The following is a 24,516-nucleotide window of genomic DNA, read 5'->3' as shown; positions in this document are numbered from 1 at the left end:
TGCCGGCACCAGCCGACGGTCGTGGCCGGGCGCAAACCCCAGGATCTTCCCGAATTCCAATGGATCAACACCGTGCTCGGCAACCTCAAGACCAGCCTCAGCGGGAGCTACCATGCATTTGCGTTCGCCAAGTACGCGGCCCGTTACCTCGCGGCATTCGCCTACCGCTTCAACCGACGCTTTGATCTGGCGACGTTGCCGGCGCGACTGCTGGTCGCCGCCGTGCACTGCCGGCCCGTGCCCGAGCGGGTTCTGCGACTAGCTGACTCTCGTTGCTAATCAGGAGGCCTGTTGCAGGCGGGGTAGGTCGTCCGTGGTGAGCGGTTCGAACTCCGCCGGGTCTGCCCAGTGCGCCTCGAACGAGGTCTGGATCTGGCGCCACATATGCGGCAGCTCGTATTCACTGACCTTGGCCGTCCACTCCAGCCCCTCATCCATCGCCACTCGCGAGACATTCGCCGAGCCGATGTAGGCACTGCCAAACCCCGTGCTCCGATGGAACAGGTAAGCCTTGGCGTGCAGACGCGTGCGGTGCGTGTCGTACGAGACCCGAATCTCGGTGTTCGGCAGGCTCAGCAGAAACTCGATCGCCTTGAGATCGGTAGCCCCGAGGTACGAGGTCGTCGCGATCCGCAGCCTGGGAGAGCCATCGGCCGTCGGGGTCTCCGTAAAGCGCTTCAGCGTCTCGCGCAGGGCGCGAATCCCGCTCCACTTGATGAAGGACACCAGCCAATCAGCCCGCTCCGCACTGGCCAGCTCCTTCTCGATCTGCGTGACCAGACTCGGTGTGCGATCGGACCCAGTGAGCAGGCTGGACAGGGCCAGCGGTACATCGGGCCGTGGCGTCTCCTGCTGCCCAACCTGATCAGCCGACGGGGAACGCACCTCCAGCAACTGCCGAAACGGCGGCTGCGGAAGGTCCTCCTCGATCCCCGAAAGCGGATGCCCCGCCGCCGCCAACGCATCCGCCAGCCCCTGCACGGCCCGCGTCCAGTCGTCGTGTCCCTTTTCCCGCAGCTCACCCGCGCGCTCCGCGAGCCGCTGGGCCAGCTCAGCGACCAGGGTCAACGCCAGATCGTCGCCCTCCAAACCCTGGCTCCAGCGGGCATGCTCCTCCAGCCCCAGGGCCTCCAGCGCTTGCCGTACCCGCGGCGTATCCAGCCGTTCATGTAGGCCGACCCATTGGACACCGGACAGCGACTTGGCGGCGCTATCTCGGCTCATTCGGAACGTGCAGCCATAAAGGCTTCGAGCAATGGGATGTCCGCAGGCGCAAGCTCGAGCCCTTGAGCCTCCAATGGCGACACCCAGCACCACCGATCGTGCACCGTCAGCACCGGGCTCTCGTCATCCGTCCACGCCCGCAGCGCCACCAACTCCAGGCTTCCGTTCCCCGGAATCCGCGTGCGCCCGATCTCTTCCCCCACCCGGAGCTCCATCGCCAGCTCCTCACGGAATTCGCGGCACAACGCCGCCTCCAGGCTCTCGCCCGACTCAGCCTTGCCCCCGGGGAATTCCCAATACCCCGCCAAAACCTGATCGGCCCCGCGACGCGCCAGAAAGATCCGCCCCTGTGCGTCCTCCAGAATGCCGCAGACCACCACCGCCTGATTCGCTTCTATGAGCGTTTCCAACACGGCTCTCCATTTCGCCTGGTCGGATCGTACCAAGGAACGCCGCCACGCCTCCCGCCGGAAGCACCTTTCTCGGGCCACGCGTGGTGTCTCCGGCCGTCTCGCCACACTGCGACAGCGGTCATAAACCGATTCTGTATAGCACCGCGCTCTGTCGCGCCCGAGCCGCGGTCTTCCGCGTCTCGACCCGACTCAGTCCACCCCCAAGCCTTCCACCGCGGCCCCTCCGTCTCCCCTATGTTGGACCGATGGGCCGGTGTAAGACTTTGACCAAGACACGAAAATCGTTCGTCCCAGCGCGTGGGGCGCCCTGCCACTCGACGCGACGCCCACTACCATGATAACAGTATGGTTTCCTCGTGGCGGTGTGCCACCGAGAGGAGAACGCCGGGATGATATGCAGAATCTGTATATCACCAATATGACAGATTCTGTCTAATCTACTGTTAGAGCTACAGCATACCGAATGCACGAGGAGTCCTCTTGGATAAATTTCCGGCCGAAGTAATTGACAAGCTGAGAAACTACGTTTATCGGCTCATCGACCCACGCAATGGAGAAACATTTTATGTTGGTCGGGGTGTTGGGAACCGTCTTTTTTCCCACATTCGTGACGAACTGGGGAAAGAATCAGACGAAGTTGGCGATAAGTTAAGAAGAATCAGGGAGATCCGACTTGCTGGCTTTGAAGTTGCGCATGTAGTGCACCGCCACGGAATGGAACCATCCGTGGCGAAAGAGGTAGAAGCTGCACTTATTGATGCGTATCCAGGGCTCACAAATGTGATGGGGGGCGAAGAAAGCGGCGATCGTGGTGCAATGCATGCGAATGAGATTGTTCGGGAGTACCTTGCGGAACCGGCAGTTTTCGAACATCAAGCGTTATTGATCAGTGTGAACAGGAGTGCATCCGAGCGCCCACTCTATGAAGCAACACGGTTCGCCTGGAAGGTCAGTCAAAAACGGGCAAAAGAAGCAGCAGTTGTGCTCGCCTCTGAAAAAGGAGTTATCCGAGGTGCCTATATCCCTGAAAAATGGATGGAGGCTACAGCCGATAACTTCCCTGGCCGGCCTGATCGCCCCGGCAGGTTAGGTTTCATCGGTCGTGAAGCACCATCCGAAATATGGAGCATGTATGTTGGGCGACGAATCCCAGATGAATACCGTTTCGGCACAGCCAATCCTATCCGCTATACATGGAAATAGGACTATGCTCTAACAAGTGGCTGTTGTCGGACGCCCCTACGCTGGCGCTTCGGTGCGCCGCAAAGCCATGGCGTTAAGACGCAGAGAGAGGTCATGTGAAGCTAGACACACAGGTCACTGGTAATATTGGTTTGTATTATGTGTTCTACCACTTGTCCCGAATGGGCTGGAATGTGATGCCAACGGCCCGAAATGCACGTGGAATCGACCTTATTGCTTATGACAAGACGGGCACCGAGTTCATTGGCGTCCAAGTGAAAGCGTTAACAAAGCGGGCACCCGTACCGTTGGGTTCGAGTCTGGATAAAATCATGGGTGATTGGTGGGTGGTAGTTAATAATATTGGCAAGGAGCCATCGACCTATGTTCTTCGACCTAGCGAAGTGCGCAATTTAGCTCACAGGGGTGAGAAAGACGGCCGGGTGAGTTATTGGCTCCAACCAAGATCATATTGCGTCGATGAATTCAGCGAAGCTTGGGGAAGAATCGGCAATGGCCACTAGCGTCTTAACCAGTCGCTTGAGTTCGCTCCGGCCCTGGTCCGGCCTACGCCGGACGGGCTTTCCGCGTTCGCTCCAAGCCCGCCGCTCAGCTCAGCGTTATGCACCGTATGCCCATGTTTGAGCACCCCGAAGACAATGAATTCTTCGAAGAACTCCTGAAGAACGTCGGTGGCGTTGTTGCGTGGCAAAAGCTGTTTGACTTGCGTGATCCAGATATCAAGCGCCGGGAGTTTGGCCTGGTGCGGAATCAGATTCATGCTGTCCTTTGCAGCATTGAAGGTAAATGCTGCCAGTTGAAGTGCCATCATGACTGCTCAAATAGCCCCGATGAAGTTGATCACCTCATACCTCTTAAGACGAATGTTTTGAGCAAAGAACTGCGGGGAATGCGAGGCCAGTTCGGCAAGAAGGTTCCTTCCTTGAGCTACGGATCAAACGATCCTGCGAACTTGGTGCTTTCCTGCAGACGCTGCAACGCTTTTAAAAAGCATCGCATGCCCTCACCGGAGTTGGTGGCGCGCATACTATCAAGACGGTCCATAACAAGGAGTTGCTAGACTACGGGATTCAGACCTTGCCTTTTGCCTTGCGCTGTCCCTCCGTGAAGCAATCCACCATGCTGTTGATGAAATACGGCATAGGCCCTTCCCCATCGCTTCCGGGGTCACCTTTGACCGCCTCGGGCACGAGGTCTAGCGTCAATGGACAGGGGCGGAGAACGGCCCGACAGAATCCGTTGCAACCTCGCGGAATCGCGAAGGAGGCACACCATGCGCAGCGTAGACAACATGCCGGCCCTGGACTGGGAAAACGGCAGGAACGCCATGCGGGCGAAGTTCCAGGTGATGCACGAGGAACCGGTGGTGCTGAATATGCCGCCCGACATGGACTGGTCGGTGAACGGGGGCGAGTTCGGCTGCACGCTGGACGAGAAAGGCATGCCGCGCGACTGTGAAGGCGGCAGCCTGCTGCATCGGCTGGCGAAGCTTAATGACATGCCGGGACTGGGAGATATCGCGCAGGCCTGCGCCTACTCCAGCTCCCGCGTGGATATCGACGCCGCGGGCTCCCGCATCATCGTGCACGACTGAACGGGCCTGGGCCGCCGGTCCAACCGGCGGCGACCCTGCAACCTGGAGCAGTGGCCGATGTCGGTGGTCCACCACGAGATGGAGATCGATGCCGCTCCGGAAGCGGTGTTCGATCTGATGGCCCGGGTGGAGGCGTTCGCTGCCTACAGCGAGGCCATCGAGTCGATTACCCGCGTCGGGCCTGATCGCTACCGCTGGCGTGTACGGGTGGCCGGGGTGCCGCTGGCGTTCGACGTAGAGGTGCTGGTCGCCGTCCCACCGCGTCTGCTCGGCTGGCGCGCGCTGGCGGGCTTGTCCTGCGAGGGCTGCTACCGGCTGACTCCGAGCGCGCGCGGTACGCATCTGCAGCTGGCCGTGGGCTGCGGCGACGAGAATCCCCTGACCGATGGCCTGCTCGGTCTGGCTGCCCACCCGCTGCTGGACGCGCTGGGGGCGGAGGTAGTGCGCAACGCCTGGCCGCACCTCCACCGGGCGTGACCCCTAGGCTGGCGCGTGGAACTCGCGGTATTCGTCGAGGAAGGCAAGGCGGGTGGTGTCGGTCACCCGGTCGATGAACAGGGTGCCGTCGAGGTGGTCGATCTCGTGCTGGAAGACGGTGGCGAGGAAGCCTTCGGGTTCCAGGTGGCGGGGCGTCCCGTCGGGCTCGTAGTAATCCACGGCGATGTGGCGCGGCCGGGCGACTTCGCCGCGCAGGCCGGGGACGGAGAGGCAGCCTTCCCAGTAGCACTGCGGCGTCGGGTCAAGCACGGTGACCGCGGGGTTCACGAGTATCAGGCGGCCGGTCGGCACGGCACCGGGGTAGCGGGCGTTGCCGGGCTGGATCTCGATCACGGCGACGCGTTGCGGCACGCCGATCTGGGCGGCGGCCAGACCGAGTCCTTCGCTGGCGTGCATGGTGTCGACAAGGTCGTCCACCAGGGCATGCAGCCCGGGGCTGTCAAAATCGGAGTCGGGTACCGGGTCGCAGACGCGACGCAGGTCGGGGTGTCCCATGCGCAGAATAGGGCGAACGCTCATGGGAGGGATGGTGCCACAGGGGGAAATAATGGTGGCCGGGGACGGAATCGAACCGCCGACACGGGGATTTTCAATCCCTCGCTGATACCGTTTCCTGCATTAACCGGAATTAGTCAAAACGCTAGATTTCAGTATCTTGCCCGCGTTGCAACCGCAAAGCTAACGCGGGATAATCAACCCGAATTGCCCAAATCTGCTTACACAGTGCTTACACGGCGCTTACATGACCCCCCGGGGGTGGCCCTGGCGGGGGGCGGGCTCACGGAGCAATTCCACACCCACCCCCCTCGCTCCAGCAGCCCCCTTCCCGAAAATTTCCCGTGAAAATCGGGCAGGGGGGGCAAAACGAAAAAGCCCCACCGGTGCGCCAACACCGGTGGGGCTGCTCACCACCGAACCTGTGCGGAGGTTCCAATGGCTACCAGCAATGCTACTCGCGTCCGGCTTACCCGTGAACGGCTGAAGGCGTTCACCTGTCCCCCTGAACGCCGCCAAGCCTTCTTGTGGGACTCGGAGGCGCCCGGCCTGGGGCTGCGCGTCACCACCGCCGGTGCCAAGGCGTACATTTTCCAATCCCGCCTGCACGGGCGCTCCCTGCGCGTCACCATCGGCCCGGTGGGGCACTTCGAGACCGTTGAAGACGCCCGAGCCGAGGCCCGGCGGCTGGCGGAGCTGGTGCGGCAGGGGGTGCACCCCGAGGATGACGCGAAGGCCAAGGCCGCCGAGGCGGAGGCCGCAAGGGCGGAACGCACCCGGGCCACGGTGACGCTGGGGGATGCCTGGGCCGACTACGTGGCCGAACGCAAAGCCGAATGGAGCGAGGCGCACCGGCACGACCATGACCGCGCCATGACGGCCCCGGGGCAGCCCCGCCGCCGGAGCCGCCAGCCCACCACCGCCGGTGCGTTGTACAGCCTGCGGGGGGAGCGGCTGCGGGATCTCACCGCCGAGCGGCTGACCCGGTGGCTGGAAACCGAGAGCGCGAAGCGCCCCGCCGTGGCGGCCCGTGCCTTCCGGCTGCTGCGCACGTTCCTGAACTGGGCCGCCGAGCATCCCGACTATCGAGGACTGGTGGACCCTAGCGCGCTGCTGACCGGTGCGGTGCGGCGCAAGGTGCCAAGGCAGAAGCCGAGGGATGACGTGCTCCAGCGTGAACAGTTGGCCCCCTGGTTCGAGTCGGTGCGGCGGATCACCAACCCGGTGGCGTCCGCCTACCTGCAAACGCTGCTGCTCACCGGGGCGCGGTCGGGGGAACTGGCCGCGCTGAAGTGGGAGGACGTGGATTTCCAGTGGCGCGCCCTCACCATCCGCGACAAGGCCGAGGGGGAGCGCACCATCCCCCTCACCCCCTACGTGGCGGCCCTGCTGGCGGCCCTGCCCCGGCGCAATGGCTGGGTGTTCTCCAGTCCGCAAAGTGAGTCGGGGCGCATCGGAGCGCAGACGCGAGTGCACACCCGAGCGGTGGAGGCCGCCGGACTGCCCCCGGTGACACTGCACGGGCTGCGCCGCAGCTTCGGCACCCTGTCCGAGTGGGTGGAGTGCCCGGTGGGGATCGTGGCGCAGATTCAGGGGCACAAGCCGAGCGCCATCGCGGAGAAACACTACCGCCGCCGTCCGCTCGACCTGCTACGGCAGTGGCACGCGCGCATTGAGGGCTGGATGCTGGAGCAGGCCGGAATCGAGCAGCCCGAGTACGGCACCGGGGAACGTCTACGGGTGGCGAAATGAACGAGCGCGATCTCCCCGAGTACGTCACACCGGCTGAGCTTCTCGAAGTGGTGGGTGATGACCTCGAGGCGCTGTGCTGGCTGCGCAGTCTCATCCCGCAGAACAAGGCGGATGCTGCGGACTTCTATCGCAAGTATTGGCCGGACGTGCTTCGCGGGTTCGAGGAGATGCGCCAACGCTTCGAGGGCGGGGAAAGTGCGGCACTGCTCGAAGCCATCGAGACGGCGGCGAGTGTGCGGGTTCCGCTACCCGAGTGGATTGCCGATGGTTTCAAGCAGGCATGGGGGCGTTACACCGAGGCAGAGGCACGAACCCTTGGGGAATCCTTTGGAGTGGAGCGGCCAAAGGGCTGGAATCAAACCAAGAACCGTCAACTGGGTTACATGCCCCTGATCCAACGGCGCTTCGAGGCGCTCACGAAGGCTGGTCTGAAGACTGGGTTGAACGCGGGGCCACGGCGGACGGTTTACGAGCAGATCGCCGCCGAACTGGCGGACCCCGAAATGCTCGCGGACAAAAACAATCCTGCGCCGGACCCGGAGATGGCGGCCCTTTTTGCTCCGACCCCTGAAGGTGCCAGCGTTGGCGGACTGAAGCCGCTACACGTCTCCGCAACGTGGGTCAGGGACAACCGCACGCCAGAACCACACAGCACCCCCGAGCCGGACGACTGATACCCACCCGGCCTTTTCGGCATTTTCTCGAAACTTTCCGAAAGCCTCGCCAAGCACCGGTATGGATTCTGAATGCGTCACCCGAACAAACGGAGGCGCATTGATGGACACGCACAACCACCCCCTTGGTCTTTCCACCACCGAACTGGCCCGAAGCATCGGGCTTGCCCCTGACTCGATCCGCGTTCACCTCTGCCGCCGTGGCAGCTACTTCGGCCTGGTGCCAGACCGCCTTCCGAATGGTCGGCTGCTCTGGCCTGCCGACTCCCTGGAGCGGCTGAAGGCGAAAGCCGAGGCCATGCCACCGCGCCCCGTGCCGAGCCGCAAGGCCGCAGGGGGTGCCGAGTGACGAGGGAAGAAAAGAGTGGCCCCGCACCCGGGGGATGGGGCGAGGCCGGTGCAGACGTGACGGGACTGCGCAACCAGAATACCACCCCCACCCCGGTGGTAGTGAAGGCCGCCGAGCCGAACCCGGACAACATTTCCGAGGCGTTGAAGAAACTGCCGTACTGGGTGCTGTACCAGCGCCGCGAGAAGGGCGGCAAGGCCACGCCCTTCGGCCAACTGAAGCAGGACAAAATCCCGCGACAGCCCCGCCACCCCTTCGCGCCCGCCAGCACTGCCGAGGCCAAGCACTGCGGCAGCTTCGAGGAGGCCCGGGAAGCCCTGCGCCAATGCCCGCAGACCGATGGCCTGGGGCTGGTGCTCACGCACGCATGGATGGACGCCCCCGACCTGGTGGCGCTGGACTTCGACGGCCTGCGCGATCCGCACACGGGGGAGATTGCCCCGGACAAACTGGCCGGATGGGAGACCATCAAGGCGGTCGGCAGCTACACCGAGGTTTCGCCATCCGGTGAGGGCTTCCGGGTGTTCTGCTTCGGAAGTGCTGGCGGGGCTTTCAATCTTGGAGGTGTGGAGGCATACCCGGCGGGCGGTGCGGTCCGTTTCGTGACCGTCACCGGGGCGCACGTCGAAGGCTTCCCCCGTGAGCCCCGCCCCGTGCACAACCTGGCCGAACTGCTAGACCCACACCGCCCCGCAGAAAAGCCCGAGGCGGGGACCGGGGAGGACTCCGGCCTGCCCAACACTCCGCCGCCGATCCCCGAGGACGTGCCCGAGCGCACGGCGCTGGATCTGGCGGATGGATGGCTGTGCTTCCTGGAGGACTGCGACCAACCGCCGGAGCGATTCAAGCGCGACCGCTCGCGGGCGCTCCAGAGCTTCACCACGGTCCTGCTGGCGCAGGGGCTGGAGCCTCCCGAGGTGCTGGGGGTTCTGGCGCACTCGGACGCTTTCCGGGTGGCGCTGGAACACCGGGGGCAAAACGAGGCCAAGGCCATGCAGTACCTGTGGGACGGCATCCGGAAGGCGGCAGCGCGTAAACCCGGTGCCGTGGCGGTGGCCGAGGACTTCCCCTACCTGGGCGCCGTGGAGCGGGAGGAGCGACCGGACGACCGGCCCACGTTCCCTGTAGTGCGCCTGGACGATCTGGAAAGCACCGAGGCACCTGCGCCGAGGCATATCCTGTCGCCATATATCCCGGCAGGGACCGTCACGCTGCTCGGGGCGCATGGTGGGGCGGGAAAATCGACGCTCGCGCTTCACCTGGCGGTCTGTGTGGCCCTGGGACGGCCTTTCCTGGGCTTCCCCGTGGAGAGGCGCCCGGTGCTGTTTTTCAGCGCCGAGGACGGCGCGGACGTGGTTCGCTGGCGACTCCAGCAGATCACGCGAGCGATGGGGGTAGACCCGGCGGAGTTGGCGGAGCATCTGAAAGTTCTGGACGCCACCGAGGCCGACCCGGTGCTGTTCCGGGAAGTGGTCACGGAGGGGGCGCGCAGAGGCGCCACGACACCCGCCTTCAAGGCCCTGGACCGGGAAGCGGTCGAGCACCGCGCGGGGCTGGTCATCATCGACAACGCTTCCGACACCTTCGACGCCAATGAGGTGGAGCGCGCCCGGGTGCGGGCTTTCATTCGGGCGCTGGCGGGGATGGCCCGGCGCACCGATGGTGCGGTGCTACTGCTGGCGCACGTGGACAAGAGCACCGCCAAGGCGAGCGGCAGCCGCCAATCCAGCCCCGAGGGCTACAGCGGTTCCACGGCCTGGCACAACAGCGCCCGCTCCCGCCTGTTCCTGACCGCCAGCGGTGACGGCCTCACCCTGGAGCACCAGAAGGCCAACCTGGCGACGAAGGCCGCCCCGCTCAATCTCGTGTGGGAAGGCGGCCTGCTGGTCCCCCGCTTGGATTCCGAGTGGGTGGCGGAGGAGGCCGACCTGAACCGCCAGCAGGATGAAGAGGACGTGCTAAACGCCATCCGCGCAGCGATGGACTCCGGGGAGGACGTTCCCACCGGGCGCACCGGCCCCGGCACCACCCACCACGTGCTGACCCGATACCCCGACCTGCCGGAGCACCTGCGCGGGGGCGGAGGGAAGCGGCGCTTCTGGGAAGCCCTTGCCCGGCTGGAGCGCGCCGGAAAGATCCGCCGGGAGGAGTACCGCAGTCCGCAGCGCAAGCCGAAAGAGCGATACGCGATCTGCGCCGGTTCGGAGCGCGCCGGTTCCGGGGAGGCAAGCGAATGAACACCGGGGGCGCCAGTCTCTGCGCCAGTTCTGCGCGCGCGCCTTTCCCCCACACCCCCTGGGAACTGGAGCGGCGCAGGGGCGCCGCCCCTGCTCCAGTTTGCGCCGGTTCCGAACTGGCGCAGAACTGGCGCAAACCGGCGCAGACGGTTCAAAGCCGATGCCCCCCGGTGTTGTATCCCGATTTCGGGCGCCGCCCCCCGGCTGGGGTTTGGCCCGTGAACCCAGACACCGGAGCCCCGGTGCAATCTAACCAAGAGAGGGAAACGCCATGAACCACGAGTACCCACCTATCCGTCCCCAGAACCGCCGAGTACACGAGCCGCCGGAGGTCCGAGACCACCGCCGCGCTCGAGGCATGTTCTTCATGGTCTGGTGTCCCGAGACCTGGGCGCCCGTCTCGAATTACGGGGATGCGCAGGAAGCCTATCAGGAAGCGATGCGGCTGAAGATGCTGTACCCCGAGCAGGACTTCTACGTGATGGCCGCTATTGCCCGTTTCGAGGATTCGGGCTTTTACACAATCGACGCCCACGGGAAGCGGAAACGCGTAGACGAAGCCTGGAGGGTCTGAAGATGGCCGCGAAACCGATCACCCGAGCCGCCCACGCGACGATCCGGAAGGCCGGTGGGGAAGCCTATGTGTTCGGGCAGGTGGCCGAGGGGCGGACGCTGAAAGCCATTGCCGAGGAGTTGGGGATCTCCCGCCAGATCCTCAGCACCTGGTGCAACCGCCCGCACCGCAGGGACGCGCTTGCCCGTGCGAGACAGGAGGCCGCCGGTGCTTTGATGGATGAAGCCCTGGCGATCACGGACGGGGCCGAGGAGGACACTATCGCGCTCCAGAAGGTGAAGCAGCAGGCCGACCTGCGCAAATGGCTGGCGGCCCGGCTGTCACCGCAGCAGTGGGGCGACTCCGGGCCGGGGGTGCAAGTGAACATCGGGCAGCTTCACCTGGACGCCCTGCGCCAAGTTGGTCGCGTGATCGACGTGAAACCGGAACCCGAGGGGGGTGGGGAAGATTAGGGGCGCAGTGACACCGGCGCGCCCCCGGTGCTACGTTGAAGTTCCGCGTGGCCTTTCTCGGTCTGAAGCAGCGCTGTGCCGATTCCGATATCCAAAGGCCCGCGGAACTCGGCGGGGTGAAGCCATGAATGGCGCGGTCATTGTGCTACTGATCCTCATAGCACTGCTGCAATTCGCAACTTTGCTGGCGGTGTGCCCGACGTGCCGACGTGCCTTCAGTACTGCCTGGCGATACCTGGCTATCACCCTGGCCGTGGTGATTCTCGGGGGCTTCGCCTTGAGCGTCGGCGCTTGGACGGTCCGAAATCATGGGGAAGAGATCGGCGGCATTGTGGCATTTGCCGTCTTCCTCGGGGTGGTGGTGGGGTTCCTCTCGCTGCTCGCGAAATTGGATAGCTATTTCTTTATGGGTGGTCGCCTTAAACGGAAACAAGAAAAACAAGCGCGGGCCATGCGTGAGCACCGAGAGGAGAGCGGGGAGCAGGAGCACAAGGATTAGCCCCGCTGTGATCTCCGTGAGAGATAGGTTTACCGGGATCGCTCGGAGGGCTGCGGTGGGCCGGCCTGCTCAGTCACACTCGGTGTAGTTGGACTCCAAGCAGTCATGGGCACGGCGCTGGGCTTCGGCGATTTGCTCAGGAGTCATCTGTTGCGCCCAATAATCTCGCACTTCAGCACCGGCCTCATACCCATTTGCGGTAGCGATGTTTGCCCACATGTGGGCCCGAATGGGATCCCCCATGTCGTAACCGTACACGTCACTAAGAACGCTCTGCGCTAAGGTGTCGCCCGTTTCCGCTGCCCGACGATACCACCGAGCCGCCTCAGCATAATCCTGAAGGACTCCACTACGGCCTTGATGGAATATGTCGGCAAGGAGGAACGCGGCATCAGCGTGGCCTTGCTCAGCGAGCGGTCGCAACACCTCTTGAGCCTCTTCGTGTTCTCCGGCCCAATAGAGGGCCACCCCCCGACCGAATTCGTCTCCCGAAGCAAACGCCCCACCGTACACCAGCAATGGCAGCAAGAGCGCAGCACCCAAGATCCACTTGATTCCGAACATATCCCCGTCGAAGTCAGCACTGGCACCGGTTCACCCCCGGTGCTACGTTGAAAACGCACCCGAGGCAGTTGCAGCTACCCCGGGCGCTTCCCACAACGTCACTACCTAGGAGTAGACGCCATGAGCACCACCGATGCTATCACCCACGCCGCGCACCTTCTTGACCTGGGGGAGGCGCGAGACCTGGCGCTTGAGATCCGAGCCGGGTGCAAGGCGATTGCCAGCCATACCGACCCCGACACCGCCGCACTGCTGAAGATGGTGGCGCATAGCGCCGACCGGCTGGCGGGGGTGTTGGAGGAGTCCGCGCCGGAGATCCAGCCCTAGACGGGAGCAGGATGAGCCACGACCAGCGGCCACCAGTCGAAGACTTCGCGGACAAAGCGGCGGGGGTGCTGGTCTCCGTCGCCTTCGTCTTCGGCTGGCTGTGGTTGGCGGGAGTGCTGGGGTATCAGGTTTGGCACTGGCTTCAGGAAGGGGTGTGGTTGCCGCTCCCGTTCCGGTTGGCGCTCGAATTCATTGGCCTGAACGTACCGGAGCCGGTGGAGATCGACGGTTGGGTCGGCCTCTCTCGCGTTCTGGAGTGGGCGATCAATCTGCCCATGTCCGTGATGGTGGGGCTGGCGGTGTTCGCGGTGGCGGTGCTGGTGAACGGGATGGTGCGGCGATAAGCCCAGCGAACACCGGTGCCGATGAGGCGGCGTTGCTTACATAGTGCTTACACGGAAGCGAAGGCTTGGAAGCAGGGGCGCGGCGGATCCCGCGTAAGCCTTTGAAAACTAATGGTGGCCGGGGACGGAATCGAACCGCCGACACGGGGATTTTCAATCCCCTGCTCTACCGACTGAGCTACCCGGCCATACTTCGGGGGGATTCGTCCTGCGGACGAAGGGCGGTATTAAAGCGGCCCGGCGGCTCCACGTCAAGCGCGATGGACCGCCGGGCGACGCGAGGCGCGGAAAACCGCGACTCAGGAGGCGTTCGGGTCGACGAAGCCTTCCGGCTTCTCGGAGCCGTCCCCGAACAGGAACTTTTCCATTTCCTCTTCCAGGAACTTGCGCGCCTTGGGATCGACCGGGGTCAGGCGGTATTCGTTGATCAGCATGGTCTGGTGGCTCAGCCAGGCCTGCCAGGCCTCCTTGGACACGTTCAGGTAGATCTTCTTGCCCATCTCGCCGGGATAGGGCGGGAAGTCCAGGCCTTCGGCCTCTTGCCCGAGTTTTACGCAGTTAACGGTTCGTGCCATTGCCGGAGTCCTTGTCGTCGTGCAGATAACGCTGGATGGGGGCCGGGATGCCGACCGCCCGTGTTGTGCCAGGTTTATACCAAATCACCCTGTCGCCTTCCATGATCCCACACGCGCCGGCCGGGAGGTCGAAGGGCCGGATGCGCAGGTCCAGGCGGTAGTGGCTGAAGCTGTGCTGCAGGCCGTGGTCGTTTGCGGCCGCAGCGGCGCTAGGCCACTGGGTCAGCACCCAGTCCTCCAGGGCCTCGGGGGTTTCGGCCTCGGGCAGGCTGTAGAGCCCGCCCCAGATACCGTCCTGCTCACGCTGGACCAGGGCGATGCCCTCGGGGGCTCGCAGGCAGGCGGCCCAGCGGGTGCGGGTGGGCAGGTCGCGGCGCGGCCGGGGCGAGGGCAGCGTAGCGGTCAGGCCCTGCTGCACGGCGCCACAGTCCGCGCGCACCGGACAGGCCTCGCAGGCGGGTCGGCTGCGGGTACAGAGCAGGGCGCCCAGGTCCATGATCGCCTGGGTGTAGTCGGCGCAGCGCGTAGCGGGGGTGCGCGCCTCGGCCTCGGCCCACAGCGCGCGCTGCACGGCCGGGCGGCCGGACCAGCCGTGGATGGCGGCGTGGCGTGCGAGGACGCGCTTGGCGTTGCCATCCAGGATGGCCTCGGGGGCGTCATGCGCCTGGGCGATGATCGCAGCGGCGGTGGAGCGGCCAATACCGGGGAGGTGCTCCAGGGCCTCGCGCTCGGCGGGAAAGACGCCACCGTGCTCCGCGACGACCACCTGCGCGGCGCGGTGCAGGTTGCGCGCGCGGGCATAGTAGCCAAGCCCCGACCACTGGTGCAGCACGGCGTCCTGCGGCGCCGCCGCGAGGCTTTCCACATCGGGGAACTGTTCCACGAAGCGCAGGAAGTAGGGGACAACCGTCTCCACCCGGGTCTGCTGCAGCATGATCTCGGAGACCCATACCCGGTAGGACGTGCGCGGGTGCTGCCACGGCAGGTCGTTGCGGCCGTGGCGGTCAAACCAGGCCAGCAGTCGCTCGGCGAATGACTTCATGGTGAGGACGGCTCGCGACCCCGTGCAGTGCACGGGGTCAACCGATCAACGGCTGCGCAGGCGATCCAGGAGCCCTTCGGTCTCTTCGTCGAGACGCTCGCGGACGCGATCTTCTTCCTGTTCGATGCGCTCCCGGGCACGCTCCTGCTCCTCGCGCACGCGTTCGCGCGCCTCGCCCTCGTAGCGCTCGCGCAGGGCGTCCTCCAGATTCAGACGGAAACTCGGATCGTCGAACGTACCGCTGATGCGGATGGGCAGGGTGACACCGCGCAGGTCGTCCAGTTCGCGGCCGCCCTGGCCCTCCAGCGTACCCACGACGGTGGTGTTCACGCGGTAGTCGAGGGTGTCGTCGTTCAGGTCAGCCTGGCCTTCGCCGCGTACCCGCAGCAGGGGCGAGCTGGCCGCCAGGTCGTTATTGCGCACCACGCCATCGCGGATGGTGAAGCTGCCGGTCAGCTCGCTGAAGTCGGTCTGGTTAGGCTCGTCATCTTCCAGCTGCTCGCCGCGCAGACGTGCCTCGGCGCGGCGGATAATCCGGGCCACGTTGATGCCACGCACCGCGCCGTCCTCGAAGCGCATGTTGCCCGAGCCGTTCAGGGCGCCCTTCAACTCGCTCAGGAGCTCGCCCCGGGTGCTGATATCCAGCTCCAGGTTGCCGGTGCCCATCAACCGTGCATCGTCGCCCTGGAAGTCCTCCAGCAGGGCCCCGATATCCAGGCTCTGCAGATCAGCCGCCAGTTCGTAGCGCGGGACATCTTGGCGGGCATCCAGGCGCAGGCGGCTGGTCAGTTCACCGTCATAGGCCTCGGCGTTCAGGGGCTGGATATGCCAGTCGCCCGCCTCGGCCTTGATCTGAAGCTCGATGTTGCGCAGGACCATGCCCATCACGTCGAGCCGGCCCAGCGCCGCGCGGCCGTCCACGTCGATGCTGCGCAGTGCCTCCAGCGGCAGTTCGATGGCGATATCCTCATCGGCTCCGCCATTGCCATTGCCGTTTTCGGTGCGGGCCTCTTCCACCTCCGGCGGCAGGTAGCGGTCGAGATTCAGGCTCTCGCCGGAGACGTCGAAGGTGATCAGCGGGCGCGCCCCGCGGCCATCCCAGCCCGCGGAACCGCTCAGCATGGCGTCATCCACCGTGATCAGGAACGGGTCCATGTTCAGCGCCTGGAAGCTGCCGTTGGCGGAGAAATCGAACGCGACGCGCGACAGGGCGTCGGGGTCGTTGGTCGCCGGTGCCTCCAGCCCCAGATCCTCCATGAAGTCCTTCAGGTTGATGGTGTTGGTGCGCATCTCGGTGCGCACCCGCGCCTGCTCGCCGTCCAGGTCGGACAGCTCGGCAAACCCGGTCAGGCGCAGGTCGGATACGCCCAGCGTCAGGCGCTCGAAACGCAGGGTCATGGCGTCGGCCAGTTCCAGCGCCACATCGCTCTCCAGCGTCATGCCCACCGCACGAGGCAGGCCGCCGCCATCGAGGCCCAGGGTCGCGTTCAGGCGGCGCACGGAGTAGCGCTCGTTGAGCAGGTCGACGTTCATCAGGCCGCCCAGATCCAGGGCCAGCTCGACCGGCTCGTCGAGATCGCCGCCCTCGGCGCGCACAACCGCCTCCAGGTCGAGGCGCGTCTCGACGCCCGGCCGGAAGCGACCCACCTGCAGCTCGAACGGCTCCAGGGTGGCCTGCATGCCGGTCTCGCGGTCATCCCAGTGCACCCGGGCATTGGTCAGGGAGATCCCGGCCACGTCGATACGCTGCAGGGCCAGCCGGGTCTCGGTCTCGGTGCGCTCGTCGTCGTCGGCACCCACGGCGTCATCGCGAGCCGCACCGGCGTGATCCAGCAGATCGTCCCAGTTGTTGCGGCCCTGCTCGTCGCGCGCCAGGTTCAGGCGCACGCCGTCGGCCTCCACGCGCTGGACCTCCAGCTCGCGGCGCAAAAGCGGCAACACCGCCACCGCAACATCCACCACGTCGACCTCGGCGAACGGTTCGTCGCCGAAGCTCTCGGCATTGCCGAAGCGCACCTCTTCCAGACGCAGCCCGAGGCTGGGGAACAGGGTCAGGCCGATCGGCCCGGAGAGGGTCAGTTCGCGACCAGTCGCCTCCTGCACCTCGGCCTCGATACGCTCCTTGTAGTCATTCGCATCGAAGGTGATCAGCAGGTAGGCGGCCACGATAATGACCAGCAGGATCAGGACAGCGATCAGGCCCAGCAGGCGCTTGATCCATTTCATTCGGAATCTCCTTTCGGTTCGGCCCGCCAGGTGCCACTGCGGCCCCCGCGTTTCTCCAGCAGGCGAACACCATCAATTTGCATGCCGCGATCCACGGCCTTGCACATGTCGTAGACCGTCAGCAGCGCGGTGGATACGGCTGTCAGTGCCTCCATCTCCACCCCGGTCTGGGCGTGCACCTCGCAGGTGGCCTGCACGCGTACGGCGGTGTCTTCCGTCTCCAGCTCCAGGGCCACCCGGGTCAGGCCGATCGGGTGGCACAACGGGATCAGGTCGCCGGTCTTCTTCGCCCCCATGATGCCAGCCACCCGGGCGATGCCGAGGACGTCCCCCTTCGCATGGCGGCCTTCGCGGATGCGCTGGAGGGTATCCGGCTGCATGTGGATGCGGCCTTCGGCGATCGCCACGCGATGGGTGACGGACTTTTCGCCGACGTCGACCATATGCGCATGGCCTTCGGCATCGAAGTGAGTGAATTCGTTCATGATGGCTATAATGCTTGACTCGCAGTCATGTTTACAGGGGCCGGAATGACCGTACACGTCCATTATTTTGCGCGTCTGCGCGAGGAGCTGGGCCGCCAGGGCGACGCAGCCGAGCTGCCCGGGGACAGCCTGACCGTCGGTGAACTGTGGCGGCACCTGCATCAGGAGGCCCCGCCGGAACGCCTGATGGCCGCGGTGAACCAGGAGCAGGCCAGCCTGGAGACCCCGGTGCGCGACGGCGACGAGGTCGCCTACTTCCCGCCGGTGACCGGGGGCTAGGGTGGCGGTCGAGATCTACACCGGCGACTTCGACCCCTGGGAGATCGTCCGTCAGGCGGAGCAGGCCATCCCGGCGAATGCGCGCGGCGCGGCCAGCGTGTTCGTCGGCCGCATGCGCGACTTCAACGAGGACGAGGACGTGACCGGGCTGTTCCTGGAGCACTACCCGGGGATGACCGAGCGCGAGCTGGAACGCATCGTCGCCGAGGCCGAGGCACGCTGGCCGCTGCTCGGCTGCCATGTGGCCCACCGCGTGGGTGACGTGCGCCCCGGCGACGCCCTGGTGCTGGTGGCCACCTGGTCGGCCCACCGCGTGGCCGCCCGCGATGCCTGCAGTGACATCCTGGAACGCCTGAAGCACGAGGCCCCGTTCTGGAAACGCGAGACCCTGACCGACGGCACCCAGCGCTGGGTGGAGAAGAACACCCCCGGTTTCTGATCCCCCCGCCCGCTGCCCCCCTGTAGGAGCCTGCTCGCAGGCGAAGCCCCTGCCAAAGTCGGACGCGGGCAGGTGCATTCGCCTGCGAGCAGGCTCCTACAGGGCAGGGTCAGACCAGGGGTTGCCCCCGTACCGCAGCGCATCAACCGGCCATCCCGGCCGCAACATCGCTCACACCGTCATCCCGGAAACCGCGCAGCGGTTATCCGGGATCTCCACCCCCGGGGATGTCCCGGTCATCAGGAGTTTTCCCGCGCGGGAGATCCCGGCTCTCCGCTTCGCTCCGGCCGGGATGACGGGGCGTGCCGGAGGAAGTGGCCGGTTTAACGGTGGATACGGTGGTGCCCCGGGGTGCAGGCGCAGTGCACGGACGTGGCCGCAACGGAACACGGCCGGCCTTCAGCGCAGGGTCAGGTAGAGGGTCTGGTTACCGCGTCGTAGTTGCAGCTCCAGGGTCTGCTGGGCGGCGAGTTGCTGCGGCAGGTCGGACAGACGCTCGATGCGCTGGCGGTTGATCGCAAGCAGCACGTCGCCAGGGCGCAGGCCGGCACGGGCCCCGGCGGTACCGGGTTCCACCGCGATCGCCGCCACGCGGCTGCGGCCGTCGTTTCCGGTGGTCTCCGACAAACGCACGCCGTCGAGGCGCGGGTGGATGGCCGCTCCCTCGATACGCCGCTCTTCCGGGCGATCCAGTCGCGCGACGATCGGCTGTTCCGTCCCGTCGCGCAGGACGTCCAGCTCCACCTCGGAGCCGGCGCGCAGCAGGCCGAGGCGATTGCGCAGGTCGCTGGCGCTGCGCACCGGCTGGCCATCCACCCGCAGCACGACATCTCCGTGCAGCAGGCCCGCGCGTTCGGCGGCCGAGCCGCGCACTACCCGGGTAATCACGGCGCCCTGCGAGAGGTCCAGGCCAAAGGCCTGGGCCAGCGCCGGGGTCAGGTCCTGCATCTCCACGCCCAGCGCGCCGCGCTCCACGCGGCCCTCGGCCAGCAGGTGATCCTGGATCTGGCTGGCCATGTTGGTCGGGATCGCGAAGCCGATGCCGATATTGCCGCCGCCCCGGGCAAGGATGGCGGTGTTGATGCCGACCAGTTCGCCGCGCAGGTTCACCAATGCCCCGCCGGAGTTGCCCGGGTTGATGGAGGCATCGGTCTGAATGAAGTCCTCGAAGCCGGCGCCGCCCAGCCCGCTGCGGCCCAGGGCGCTGACGATACCGCTGGTCACGGTCTGTCCCAGGCCGAAGGGGTTGCCGATGGCGACCACGAAGTCGCCCACGCGCAGGGCGTCGGAATCCGCCAGCGGGATCGCCTGCAGGTCCTCCGCGTCGATGCGGATCACGGCGACGTCGGTAGCCGGGTCGGTGCCCACCACCTCGGCCTCGTACTGGCGGCCGTCATGGAGCGTGACCAGGATGGTGTCGGCGCGCGCGATCACGTGGCTGTTGGTGAGGATGGTACCCGCCTCGGCATCCACGATCACGCCGGAGCCCAGGCCCTGGCGCTCGCGTTCGCGCGAACGCTCGGGGACATCGAAGAAACGGCGGAAGAAGGGGTCGTCGAACAGCGGGCTGACCGACTCCACCACCCGCGAGCGGGTGGCGATGTTCACCACCCCGGGGATGGTGCGCTCGAGCATCGGCGCCAGCGAGGGCAGGGGCTGGCCGTCCACGGCCGCCGGCAGCTGGGCGGTGGCCGGCGCGGCCCCGAGCAGGGCCAGGGCCAGGATCAGGAGGGGGATCAACCGACGCATGGGCGCTCCTTACGTTGCGTTCCGGGTCACGGCGCCAGGTCGGCGCGCGGGGCGAAGGACGACTTCTCGGCCATCTTGCGGTACCAGTCCCCGGCCTCGTCCTCCGGCGGCACCTGCACCATCAGCTTCAGATAGAGATCGCCCGGGGGCTTGCCCGGCAGGCCCTTGCCCTTCAGGCGCATCTGCTTGCCCGACTGCGAGCCCGCCGGGATCTTCAGGTTCACCCAGCCGTGCGGCGTGGGGACCTCGATGGTCGCCCCCAGCGCGGCCTCCCAGGGCGTGATCGGGATTTCGCGGTAGAGATTGCGCCCGTCCAGGGTGTAGCGGCTGTCCGGCTTGACGCGGATCTCCAGCAGTAGATCGCCGGCGCCGCCACTGCCGACACCCGGGTCGCCCTGGCCGCGCACGCGCAGGCGCGAGCCGTCCTTGGCCCCGGCCGGGATACGCACGCGCTGCACCCGACCCTCGGCATCCTGGACCGAGACCTCGGTGCCCTTGAGCGCCTGGTCCAGGGTGATCTCCACCCGGCCCTCGCGGTCGGCGCCGCGCATGTTGAAGCCGGCCCCGCCCGCGCGGCGGCGACCGCCGCCCATGCCGCCGCCACCAAAGATCGAATCGAAGAAATCCGAGAACCCGCCGAAATCGGCCCCGGCGCCGGCACCGGCGCCCCCGCGGGCACCGCCGTGCTGGGTCCAGCCGTCCCAGCCGGGCGGCGGCCGAAAGTCCTGCCCCTGGCGCCAGTTGGAACCCAGCTGGTCATAGGCCTTGCGCTTTTCCGGATCGCCCAGCGCCTCGTAGGCCTCGTTGACCTCCTTGATGCGGGTCTCGGCGTCCGGGTCCTTGCTGACGTCCGGGTGATACTTGCGCGCCAGCTTGCGGTAGGCCTTCTTGATCTCGTCCTGGCTGGCGTCGCGGCTCACACCGAGGATCTTGTAGTAGTCCTTGTATTCCATTGCACTCCCAGAGTTGCCTCTGTCCGATCCTCGGGGGACACCCGGATCCCGCTGTGGTTCGGGGTCTCGACCCTTCCCATGATAGCCGGGATTCGGCTGTCACCCGTGCATCGGTCTTGTAAATCGCTTGGCACGGACCCTGTGGTCGTTTCCAAAAAACGAAGCGCCGCCCGCTTGGGAGACGCTGATTGAATCGCGCGTCCGCGCTCGAGTCGCTTTTGCGTGCGAACAAGGCGCGGTGACTGCCGTGCAGTCATTCTGCACAAGGGAACCGCAACGCCGTTCCCACGCAAAAGCGGCCGAGCCCCTGCATTCAATGGCTTGTGGGGTTGGTGCCCCCTGTTCCCCGATCCTGCGTTGCGCCGCTTGCGGGTAGAACCACTACCCGCTGCACGACGCGCCTTGTCTCGGAAAACAGGGGGCACCAACGCGGACGTGCGATTCAATCAGCGTCTCCCTTGCGCCGGCAGCGCCCGTGTAGCCCACGGCCGGACCGGTCGCGGGCGGGTTGGGTGCCGGATCAGCTCTCGATCTGGATCCGGCGCGGCTGCACGCGGGCCTGCTTCGGGATGCGAACCTCCAGCACGCCATTCTCGCTGCGCGCGGAGATGTTCTCGGCATCCGCCGTGTCCGGCAGGGAGAAGCGGCGGAAGAAGGTGCCGCGCACGCGTTCGATGCGCTTGTAGCCGTTCTTCTCTTCCTCGCTCTCGTGCTTGCGCTCGCCGCGCAGGGTCAGCACGCCGTTTTCCATGTGCAGCTCGATATCCTTCGGGTCCACCCCGGGGATGTCGGCGTGCAGCACGTAGGCATCGGTCTCTTCGCGGATATCCACCGCGGGCGCCCAGTCGGAGGTTGCGGCGGAGTCCTCGGTGCCGGGCATGTCCGGCATGCGGCCGAGTTCACGCGACAGTTGGCCGAGCAGGCTGAACGGTTCGTAACGGGTCATGGTCATGGCGTTCCCTCCTTGTACGGGTGTCATCTGACTCACCCATAGAGGTAGGGACACATCCCGCGTTTTCAAGGGCCTGAGGGGAATTTCCGTCACCGGAGACGACGGAACTCCCGCAGCTTGTAGTCGTCATCGGTGACGAGCTCGAAGACGCCGTGCACGCCACGCTGATCCAGGTGGCTGCGCAGCAGCCGCGCGGGGAATTGCACGCTCTCGCCGCTGTCGGCCTGGGCGAAGACCACCGCGGCGCGACCGGTGTAGTAGTCCTCCATCTCCTGGCGCGAGATCGCCAGGCGCAGGCGAAACCGGCGCATCGGCTATTCCAGGTTCTGCACCTGCTCGCGCAGCTGCTCGATCAGGACCTTCATCTCCACCGTCGCGCGGGTGATCTCCAGGTCATGCGACTTGGACGAGATGGTATTAGCCTCGCGGTTGAACTCCTGCATCAGGAAGTCGAGCCGTCGCCCGCTGGGCCCACCCTGGTCCAGAATCTCGTGCACGGCGGCCACATGGCCGTCGATGCGGTCCAGCTCCTCGGCGATATCCATGCGCTGGGCCAGCAGGGCCACCTCCTGTTCCAGACGCTTCGGGTCGAGGTTCAGGTCCAGTTCGTGGATGCGGGCGAGGATGCGGCTGCGCTGCTCGTCCAGCATCGGCTCGCGCCGCGCGCGGACCGTCCGGGCATGCCCCGCCAGCGCGTTCAGGCGCGAGCGCATGCCGTCGGCCAGGGCCGCCCCCTCCGTCATGCGCATCTCGACCAGGGCCTCCAGCGCGTGGTCGAAGCCGGCGAGCAACGGGGCCGCCAGGGCCTCCCCGACATCCGCGGTATCCTGCAATACGCCCGGCCAGCGCAACACATCCAGCGGCGACACCGGCGCCGGGTTGGGCATCAGGCGCTCGATCGACGCGCAGGCACCGATCAGCGCCTGGGCCCGCTCCTGATCGAAGGCCTCCGGGGCACTGTCGGCCTGGCCGCGATCGCGCAGAACCGCATCCACCTTGCCGCGTGCGAGGCGGGCCTTCAGGCGATTGCGCACCTCGGCCTCCAGCGAGCGCAGGGGGTCGGGGAGATGGATGCGCAGTTCCAGGTAGCGGTGATTGACGCTTTTCAGCTCCCAGTCGAAAACGCCCGCGTCCAGTGTCATCGCGTGCCGGGCAAATCCGGTCATGCTGGTAATCATGCTTCCCCCCGTTACGGTCCCTGCTGCGTATGGCGGTGGCGGCCCGTATACTGCGCCCCTCTCAAATCTAGCAAGGATCACAGCATGCGACCCAGTGGCCGAGCAGCCGACGCGATGCGCCCCGTGCGTTTTACCCGCCATTTCACCCGGCACGCGGAGGGTTCCGTACTGGTGGAATTCGGGGACACGCGCGTGCTGTGCAACGCCACGGTGGAATCGCGCGTACCGCCGTGGCTGAAGAACAAGGGCCGCGGCTGGGTGACGGCCGAATACAGCATGCTTCCGCGCTCCACCCACGACCGCATGGTGCGCGAGGCCGCCCGCGGCAAGCTGGGCGGACGCACCATGGAGATCCAGCGCCTGATCGGCCGTTCACTACGCGCGGTCGTGGACCTCGAGGCCCTGGGCGAGCGCCAGATCATTGTCGACTGCGACGTGATCCAGGCCGACGGCGGCACCCGTACCGCCTCGATCAGCGGGGCCTATGTCGCGCTGTACGACGCCATCCGCAAGGCGCGCGAACAGGGCCTGATCCGCAAGGACCCGCTGCACGGTCAGGTGGCGGCGATCTCGGTGGGCATCTTCGGCGGCGAGCCGGTGCTGGACCTGGATTACGACGAGGACTCGCAGGCCGAGACCGACCTCAACCTGGTGATGAACGAGGCCGGCGGCGTGATCGAGATCCAGGGCACGGCTGAGGGCCACGCCTTCCGCCGCGACGAGCTGGACCAGATGCTGGACCTGGGCGAGAAGGGCATCCAGGAGATCTGCGAGGCCCAACGCGCCGTGCTCGCAGAGGGCTGAACCATGAGTGAGGCTCGCCGCGTCGTCCTTGCCACCGGCAACCCCGGCAAGTTGCGCGAGATCCGCGCCCTGCTGGAACCGCTGGGGCTGGCGGTCGAGGCACAGTCCGAGCACGCCGTACCCGAGGCCGACGAGACCGGCCTGACGTTCGTGGAGAACGCGATCCTCAAGGCGCGCAACGCCGCCCGCCACACCGGGCTGCCGGCGATCGCCGACGACTCCGGGCTGGAGGTCGATGCCCTGCACGGCCAGCCGGGGATCTACTCCGCCCGCTATGCCGGCCCCGATGGCGACGACGCGGCCAATAACGCCAAGCTGCTGGAGGCACTGGCCGGCGTCCCGCCGGAACAGCGCGGCGCACGGTTCCGCGCGGTCGTGGTGTACCTGGAGCATGCCGAGGATCCGGCGCCGATCATCGCCCAGGGGGTGTGGCCCGGGCGCATCGCGGAACAGGCCAGCGGCGCCGAGGGCTTTGGCTACGACCCGCTGTTCTTCGTGCCCCGGGAAGGTTGCACCTCGGCCGAGCTGCCCCCGGAGACCAAGAACCGCCTGAGTCATCGTGGTCAGGCCCTGCAAGAGCTCGGGGCCGCCCTGCGCGCGCGCATGGGCAACCCGCCGGCCTGACAACCCACGCC

General features: G+C 66.2%; 30 protein-coding genes, 1 tRNA gene and 1 pseudogene. 17 read left to right on the top strand and 15 right to left on the bottom strand.

The genetic code is table 11. From position 1 onward, the window contains the following. A partial coding sequence (locus F572_RS0102830; RefSeq protein WP_018158393.1) for a transposase occupies positions 1 to 279 on the top strand: 279 nt, incomplete at its 5' end. 6 nt (positions 280 to 285) lie between these two features. On the opposite strand, the pseudogene F572_RS0102825 reads toward F572_RS0102830, so the two are convergent. Both F572_RS0102825 and F572_RS0102820 read right to left on the bottom strand, forming a co-directional pair. Beyond that, a pseudogene (locus F572_RS0102825) lies at positions 286 to 1,224 on the bottom strand (restriction endonuclease PLD domain-containing protein); the annotation flags it as partial. Beyond that, entirely contained in the window at positions 1,221 to 1,634 is a 414-nt protein-coding gene (locus F572_RS0102820) for a (deoxy)nucleoside triphosphate pyrophosphohydrolase (RefSeq protein WP_017940540.1), read from the bottom strand. The pseudogene F572_RS0102825 and the gene F572_RS0102820, both read right to left, overlap by 4 nt. 483 nt (positions 1,635 to 2,117) lie before the next feature. Here F572_RS0102820 and F572_RS15620 point away from each other — a divergent pair, with 483 nt between their 5' ends. Then, complete coding sequence (locus F572_RS15620) at positions 2,118 to 2,840, top strand: hypothetical protein (RefSeq protein WP_155983850.1); 723 nt, start codon at positions 2,118 to 2,120, stop codon at positions 2,838 to 2,840. A 499-nt stretch (positions 2,841 to 3,339) separates the two neighbouring features. Here the strand turns inward: F572_RS15620 and F572_RS0102810 are convergent, their stop codons facing one another. Continuing rightward, entirely contained in the window at positions 3,340 to 3,648 is a 309-nt protein-coding gene (locus F572_RS0102810) for a hypothetical protein (protein ID WP_231410888.1), read from the bottom strand. 465 nt (positions 3,649 to 4,113) lie between these two features. Here F572_RS0102810 and F572_RS0102805 point away from each other — a divergent pair, with 465 nt between their 5' ends. Then, positions 4,114 to 4,434 carry a hypothetical protein gene (locus tag F572_RS0102805; protein WP_017940543.1) on the top strand — a complete coding sequence of 107 codons (321 nt, stop codon included), beginning with the start codon at positions 4,114 to 4,116 and terminating at the stop codon, positions 4,432 to 4,434. A gap of 57 nt (positions 4,435 to 4,491) precedes the next feature. Then, positions 4,492 to 4,911, top strand: coding sequence for an SRPBCC family protein (locus F572_RS0102800; protein WP_017940544.1), 420 nt, complete (start codon positions 4,492 to 4,494; stop codon positions 4,909 to 4,911). Between the two features lie 3 nt (positions 4,912 to 4,914). Here the strand turns inward: F572_RS0102800 and def are convergent, their stop codons facing one another. Next, positions 4,915 to 5,451 (bottom strand): peptide deformylase, encoded by a 537-nt coding sequence (def, locus tag F572_RS0102795; RefSeq protein WP_026142875.1) that lies wholly within the window; start codon positions 5,449 to 5,451, stop codon positions 4,915 to 4,917. 414 nt (positions 5,452 to 5,865) lie between these two features. On the opposite strand from def, the gene F572_RS0102785 reads away from it, so the two are divergent. The 7 genes from F572_RS0102785 (at position 5,866) to F572_RS0102755 (ending at position 11,964) form a co-directional block, all read left to right on the top strand. After that, positions 5,866 to 7,179 carry an integrase family protein gene (locus tag F572_RS0102785; RefSeq protein WP_026142876.1) on the top strand — a complete coding sequence of 438 codons (1,314 nt, stop codon included), beginning with the start codon at positions 5,866 to 5,868 and terminating at the stop codon, positions 7,177 to 7,179. Further along, positions 7,176 to 7,853 carry a hypothetical protein gene (locus F572_RS0102780; RefSeq protein WP_017940547.1) on the top strand — a complete coding sequence of 226 codons (678 nt, stop codon included), beginning with the start codon at positions 7,176 to 7,178 and terminating at the stop codon, positions 7,851 to 7,853. The genes F572_RS0102785 and F572_RS0102780 overlap by 4 nt, the downstream gene beginning before the upstream one ends. Positions 7,854 to 7,956: 103 nt before the next feature. Then, positions 7,957 to 8,202 (top strand): hypothetical protein, encoded by a 246-nt coding sequence (locus F572_RS0102775; RefSeq protein ID WP_017940548.1) that lies wholly within the window; start codon positions 7,957 to 7,959, stop codon positions 8,200 to 8,202. Next, positions 8,199 to 10,439, top strand: a complete 2,241-nt coding sequence (locus F572_RS0102770) for an AAA family ATPase (protein ID WP_231291063.1) — start codon at positions 8,199 to 8,201, stop codon at positions 10,437 to 10,439. Before F572_RS0102775 ends, F572_RS0102770 begins: the two co-directional genes overlap by 4 nt. 271 nt (positions 10,440 to 10,710) lie before the next feature. Next, positions 10,711 to 11,013 (top strand): hypothetical protein, encoded by a 303-nt coding sequence (locus F572_RS0102765; protein WP_231366605.1) that lies wholly within the window; start codon positions 10,711 to 10,713, stop codon positions 11,011 to 11,013. Between the two features lie 2 nt (positions 11,014 to 11,015). Then, the gene (locus tag F572_RS0102760) at positions 11,016 to 11,465 is read left to right on the top strand and encodes a helix-turn-helix domain-containing protein (protein ID WP_017940551.1); all 450 of its coding nucleotides are present in this window, start codon (positions 11,016 to 11,018) and stop codon (positions 11,463 to 11,465) included. Between the two features lie 124 nt (positions 11,466 to 11,589). Beyond that, complete coding sequence (locus F572_RS0102755) at positions 11,590 to 11,964, top strand: hypothetical protein (RefSeq protein WP_017940552.1); 375 nt, start codon at positions 11,590 to 11,592, stop codon at positions 11,962 to 11,964. A gap of 69 nt (positions 11,965 to 12,033) precedes the next feature. Here F572_RS0102755 and F572_RS0102750 read toward each other — a convergent pair whose 3' ends face one another. Beyond that, positions 12,034 to 12,528: a tetratricopeptide repeat protein gene (locus F572_RS0102750; protein WP_017940553.1), complete on the bottom strand. Its 495-nt coding sequence runs from the start codon at positions 12,526 to 12,528 to the stop codon at positions 12,034 to 12,036. Between the two features lie 120 nt (positions 12,529 to 12,648). Here F572_RS0102750 and F572_RS0102745 point away from each other — a divergent pair, with 120 nt between their 5' ends. Both F572_RS0102745 and F572_RS0102740 read left to right on the top strand, forming a co-directional pair. Further along, complete coding sequence (locus F572_RS0102745; RefSeq protein WP_017940554.1) at positions 12,649 to 12,855, top strand: hypothetical protein; 207 nt, start codon at positions 12,649 to 12,651, stop codon at positions 12,853 to 12,855. An 11-nt stretch (positions 12,856 to 12,866) separates the two neighbouring features. Then, a complete protein-coding gene (locus tag F572_RS0102740; RefSeq protein WP_017940555.1) occupies positions 12,867 to 13,199 on the top strand; it encodes a hypothetical protein in 333 nt (110 codons plus the stop codon). 112 nt (positions 13,200 to 13,311) lie between these two features. On the opposite strand, the gene F572_RS0102735 is transcribed toward F572_RS0102740, so the two are convergent. The 5 genes from F572_RS0102735 to moaC form a co-directional block, all read right to left on the bottom strand. Next, positions 13,312 to 13,387, bottom strand: a tRNA-Phe gene (locus F572_RS0102735). Between the two features lie 111 nt (positions 13,388 to 13,498). After that, positions 13,499 to 13,774 carry an oxidative damage protection protein gene (locus tag F572_RS0102730; protein ID WP_017940556.1) on the bottom strand — a complete coding sequence of 92 codons (276 nt, stop codon included), beginning with the start codon at positions 13,772 to 13,774 and terminating at the stop codon, positions 13,499 to 13,501. After that, complete coding sequence (gene mutY / locus F572_RS0102725) at positions 13,758 to 14,816, bottom strand: A/G-specific adenine glycosylase (RefSeq protein WP_017940557.1); 1,059 nt, start codon at positions 14,814 to 14,816, stop codon at positions 13,758 to 13,760. The genes F572_RS0102730 and mutY overlap by 17 nt, the downstream gene beginning before the upstream one ends. 45 nt (positions 14,817 to 14,861) lie before the next feature. Next, on the bottom strand, positions 14,862 to 17,042 hold the full coding sequence (locus F572_RS0102720; RefSeq protein WP_017940558.1) for an AsmA family protein: 2,181 nt from the start codon (positions 17,040 to 17,042) through the stop codon (positions 14,862 to 14,864). Further along, positions 17,039 to 17,527, bottom strand: coding sequence for a cyclic pyranopterin monophosphate synthase MoaC (moaC, locus tag F572_RS0102715; protein ID WP_017940559.1), 489 nt, complete (start codon positions 17,525 to 17,527; stop codon positions 17,039 to 17,041). The genes F572_RS0102720 and moaC overlap by 4 nt, the downstream gene beginning before the upstream one ends. Before the next feature lie 45 nt (positions 17,528 to 17,572). On the opposite strand from moaC, the gene moaD reads away from it, so the two are divergent. Then, positions 17,573 to 17,806, top strand: coding sequence for a molybdopterin converting factor subunit 1 (gene moaD / locus F572_RS0102710; RefSeq protein WP_017940560.1), 234 nt, complete (start codon positions 17,573 to 17,575; stop codon positions 17,804 to 17,806). Position 17,807: 1 nt separating this feature from the next. After that, the gene (locus tag F572_RS0102705; protein WP_017940561.1) at positions 17,808 to 18,245 is read left to right on the top strand and encodes a molybdenum cofactor biosynthesis protein MoaE; all 438 of its coding nucleotides are present in this window, start codon (positions 17,808 to 17,810) and stop codon (positions 18,243 to 18,245) included. Positions 18,246 to 18,644: 399 nt separating this feature from the next. On the opposite strand, the gene F572_RS0102700 is transcribed toward F572_RS0102705, so the two are convergent. The 5 genes from F572_RS0102700 to F572_RS0102680 all read right to left on the bottom strand — a co-directional run bounded on the left by F572_RS0102700 (position 18,645) and on the right by F572_RS0102680 (position 23,077). Continuing rightward, the gene (locus tag F572_RS0102700) at positions 18,645 to 19,994 is read right to left on the bottom strand and encodes a DegQ family serine endoprotease (protein ID WP_017940562.1); all 1,350 of its coding nucleotides are present in this window, start codon (positions 19,992 to 19,994) and stop codon (positions 18,645 to 18,647) included. 26 nt (positions 19,995 to 20,020) lie between these two features. Beyond that, positions 20,021 to 20,947 (bottom strand): DnaJ C-terminal domain-containing protein, encoded by a 927-nt coding sequence (locus tag F572_RS0102695; RefSeq protein ID WP_017940563.1) that lies wholly within the window; start codon positions 20,945 to 20,947, stop codon positions 20,021 to 20,023. Positions 20,948 to 21,467: 520 nt separating this feature from the next. Further along, a complete protein-coding gene (locus tag F572_RS0102690) occupies positions 21,468 to 21,899 on the bottom strand; it encodes an Hsp20/alpha crystallin family protein (protein ID WP_017941477.1) in 432 nt (143 codons plus the stop codon). Positions 21,900 to 21,988: 89 nt separating this feature from the next. Beyond that, positions 21,989 to 22,210 carry a DUF2835 family protein gene (locus F572_RS0102685; protein ID WP_017941476.1) on the bottom strand — a complete coding sequence of 74 codons (222 nt, stop codon included), beginning with the start codon at positions 22,208 to 22,210 and terminating at the stop codon, positions 21,989 to 21,991. Between the two features lie 3 nt (positions 22,211 to 22,213). Then, entirely contained in the window at positions 22,214 to 23,077 is an 864-nt protein-coding gene (locus F572_RS0102680) for a YicC/YloC family endoribonuclease (protein WP_026142961.1), read from the bottom strand. An 84-nt stretch (positions 23,078 to 23,161) separates the two neighbouring features. Here F572_RS0102680 and rph point away from each other — a divergent pair, with 84 nt between their 5' ends. Further along, a complete protein-coding gene (gene rph / locus F572_RS0102675; protein WP_017941474.1) occupies positions 23,162 to 23,881 on the top strand; it encodes a ribonuclease PH in 720 nt (239 codons plus the stop codon). A gap of 3 nt (positions 23,882 to 23,884) precedes the next feature. Continuing rightward, positions 23,885 to 24,505, top strand: coding sequence for an RdgB/HAM1 family non-canonical purine NTP pyrophosphatase (rdgB, locus tag F572_RS0102670; protein WP_017941473.1), 621 nt, complete (start codon positions 23,885 to 23,887; stop codon positions 24,503 to 24,505). Positions 24,506 to 24,516: the final 11 nt, after the last annotated feature.

The sequence above is a fragment of the Thioalkalivibrio sp. ALE14 genome (assembly GCF_000376845.1).
Classification (GTDB): Bacteria; Pseudomonadota; Gammaproteobacteria; order Ectothiorhodospirales; family Ectothiorhodospiraceae; genus Thioalkalivibrio.
The sequence above is the reverse complement of the archived record's forward strand: the minus strand, read 5'-3'. Positions and strand labels throughout refer to the sequence as shown.

What these genes read in the sequence shown, in the direction of transcription:
- F572_RS0102810 (WP_231410888.1), bottom strand. Translation starts at nt 3,648, where the DNA reads ATGGCACTTCAACTGGCAGCATTTACCTTCAATGCTGCAAAGGACAGC.
- F572_RS0102805 (WP_017940543.1), top strand. Translation starts at nt 4,114, where the DNA reads ATGCGCAGCGTAGACAACATGCCGGCCCTGGACTGGGAAAACGGCAGG.
- F572_RS0102800 (WP_017940544.1), top strand. Translation starts at nt 4,492, where the DNA reads ATGTCGGTGGTCCACCACGAGATGGAGATCGATGCCGCTCCGGAAGCG.
- def (WP_026142875.1), bottom strand. Translation starts at nt 5,451, where the DNA reads ATGAGCGTTCGCCCTATTCTGCGCATGGGACACCCCGACCTGCGTCGC.
- F572_RS0102785 (WP_026142876.1), top strand. Translation starts at nt 5,866, where the DNA reads ATGGCTACCAGCAATGCTACTCGCGTCCGGCTTACCCGTGAACGGCTG.
- F572_RS0102780 (WP_017940547.1), top strand. Translation starts at nt 7,176, where the DNA reads ATGAACGAGCGCGATCTCCCCGAGTACGTCACACCGGCTGAGCTTCTC.
- F572_RS0102775 (WP_017940548.1), top strand. Translation starts at nt 7,957, where the DNA reads ATGGACACGCACAACCACCCCCTTGGTCTTTCCACCACCGAACTGGCC.
- F572_RS0102765 (WP_231366605.1), top strand. Translation starts at nt 10,711, where the DNA reads ATGAACCACGAGTACCCACCTATCCGTCCCCAGAACCGCCGAGTACAC.
- F572_RS0102760 (WP_017940551.1), top strand. Translation starts at nt 11,016, where the DNA reads ATGGCCGCGAAACCGATCACCCGAGCCGCCCACGCGACGATCCGGAAG.
- F572_RS0102755 (WP_017940552.1), top strand. Translation starts at nt 11,590, where the DNA reads ATGAATGGCGCGGTCATTGTGCTACTGATCCTCATAGCACTGCTGCAA.
- F572_RS0102750 (WP_017940553.1), bottom strand. Translation starts at nt 12,528, where the DNA reads ATGTTCGGAATCAAGTGGATCTTGGGTGCTGCGCTCTTGCTGCCATTG.
- F572_RS0102745 (WP_017940554.1), top strand. Translation starts at nt 12,649, where the DNA reads ATGAGCACCACCGATGCTATCACCCACGCCGCGCACCTTCTTGACCTG.
- F572_RS0102740 (WP_017940555.1), top strand. Translation starts at nt 12,867, where the DNA reads ATGAGCCACGACCAGCGGCCACCAGTCGAAGACTTCGCGGACAAAGCG.
- F572_RS0102730 (WP_017940556.1), bottom strand. Translation starts at nt 13,774, where the DNA reads ATGGCACGAACCGTTAACTGCGTAAAACTCGGGCAAGAGGCCGAAGGC.
- mutY (WP_017940557.1), bottom strand. Translation starts at nt 14,816, where the DNA reads ATGAAGTCATTCGCCGAGCGACTGCTGGCCTGGTTTGACCGCCACGGC.
- F572_RS0102720 (WP_017940558.1), bottom strand. Translation starts at nt 17,042, where the DNA reads ATGAAATGGATCAAGCGCCTGCTGGGCCTGATCGCTGTCCTGATCCTG.
- moaC (WP_017940559.1), bottom strand. Translation starts at nt 17,527, where the DNA reads ATGAACGAATTCACTCACTTCGATGCCGAAGGCCATGCGCATATGGTC.
- moaD (WP_017940560.1), top strand. Translation starts at nt 17,573, where the DNA reads ATGACCGTACACGTCCATTATTTTGCGCGTCTGCGCGAGGAGCTGGGC.
- F572_RS0102700 (WP_017940562.1), bottom strand. Translation starts at nt 19,994, where the DNA reads ATGCGTCGGTTGATCCCCCTCCTGATCCTGGCCCTGGCCCTGCTCGGG.
- F572_RS0102695 (WP_017940563.1), bottom strand. Translation starts at nt 20,947, where the DNA reads ATGGAATACAAGGACTACTACAAGATCCTCGGTGTGAGCCGCGACGCC.
- F572_RS0102690 (WP_017941477.1), bottom strand. Translation starts at nt 21,899, where the DNA reads ATGACCATGACCCGTTACGAACCGTTCAGCCTGCTCGGCCAACTGTCG.
- F572_RS0102685 (WP_017941476.1), bottom strand. Translation starts at nt 22,210, where the DNA reads ATGCGCCGGTTTCGCCTGCGCCTGGCGATCTCGCGCCAGGAGATGGAG.
- F572_RS0102680 (WP_026142961.1), bottom strand. Translation starts at nt 23,077, where the DNA reads ATGATTACCAGCATGACCGGATTTGCCCGGCACGCGATGACACTGGAC.
- rph (WP_017941474.1), top strand. Translation starts at nt 23,162, where the DNA reads ATGCGACCCAGTGGCCGAGCAGCCGACGCGATGCGCCCCGTGCGTTTT.
- rdgB (WP_017941473.1), top strand. Translation starts at nt 23,885, where the DNA reads ATGAGTGAGGCTCGCCGCGTCGTCCTTGCCACCGGCAACCCCGGCAAG.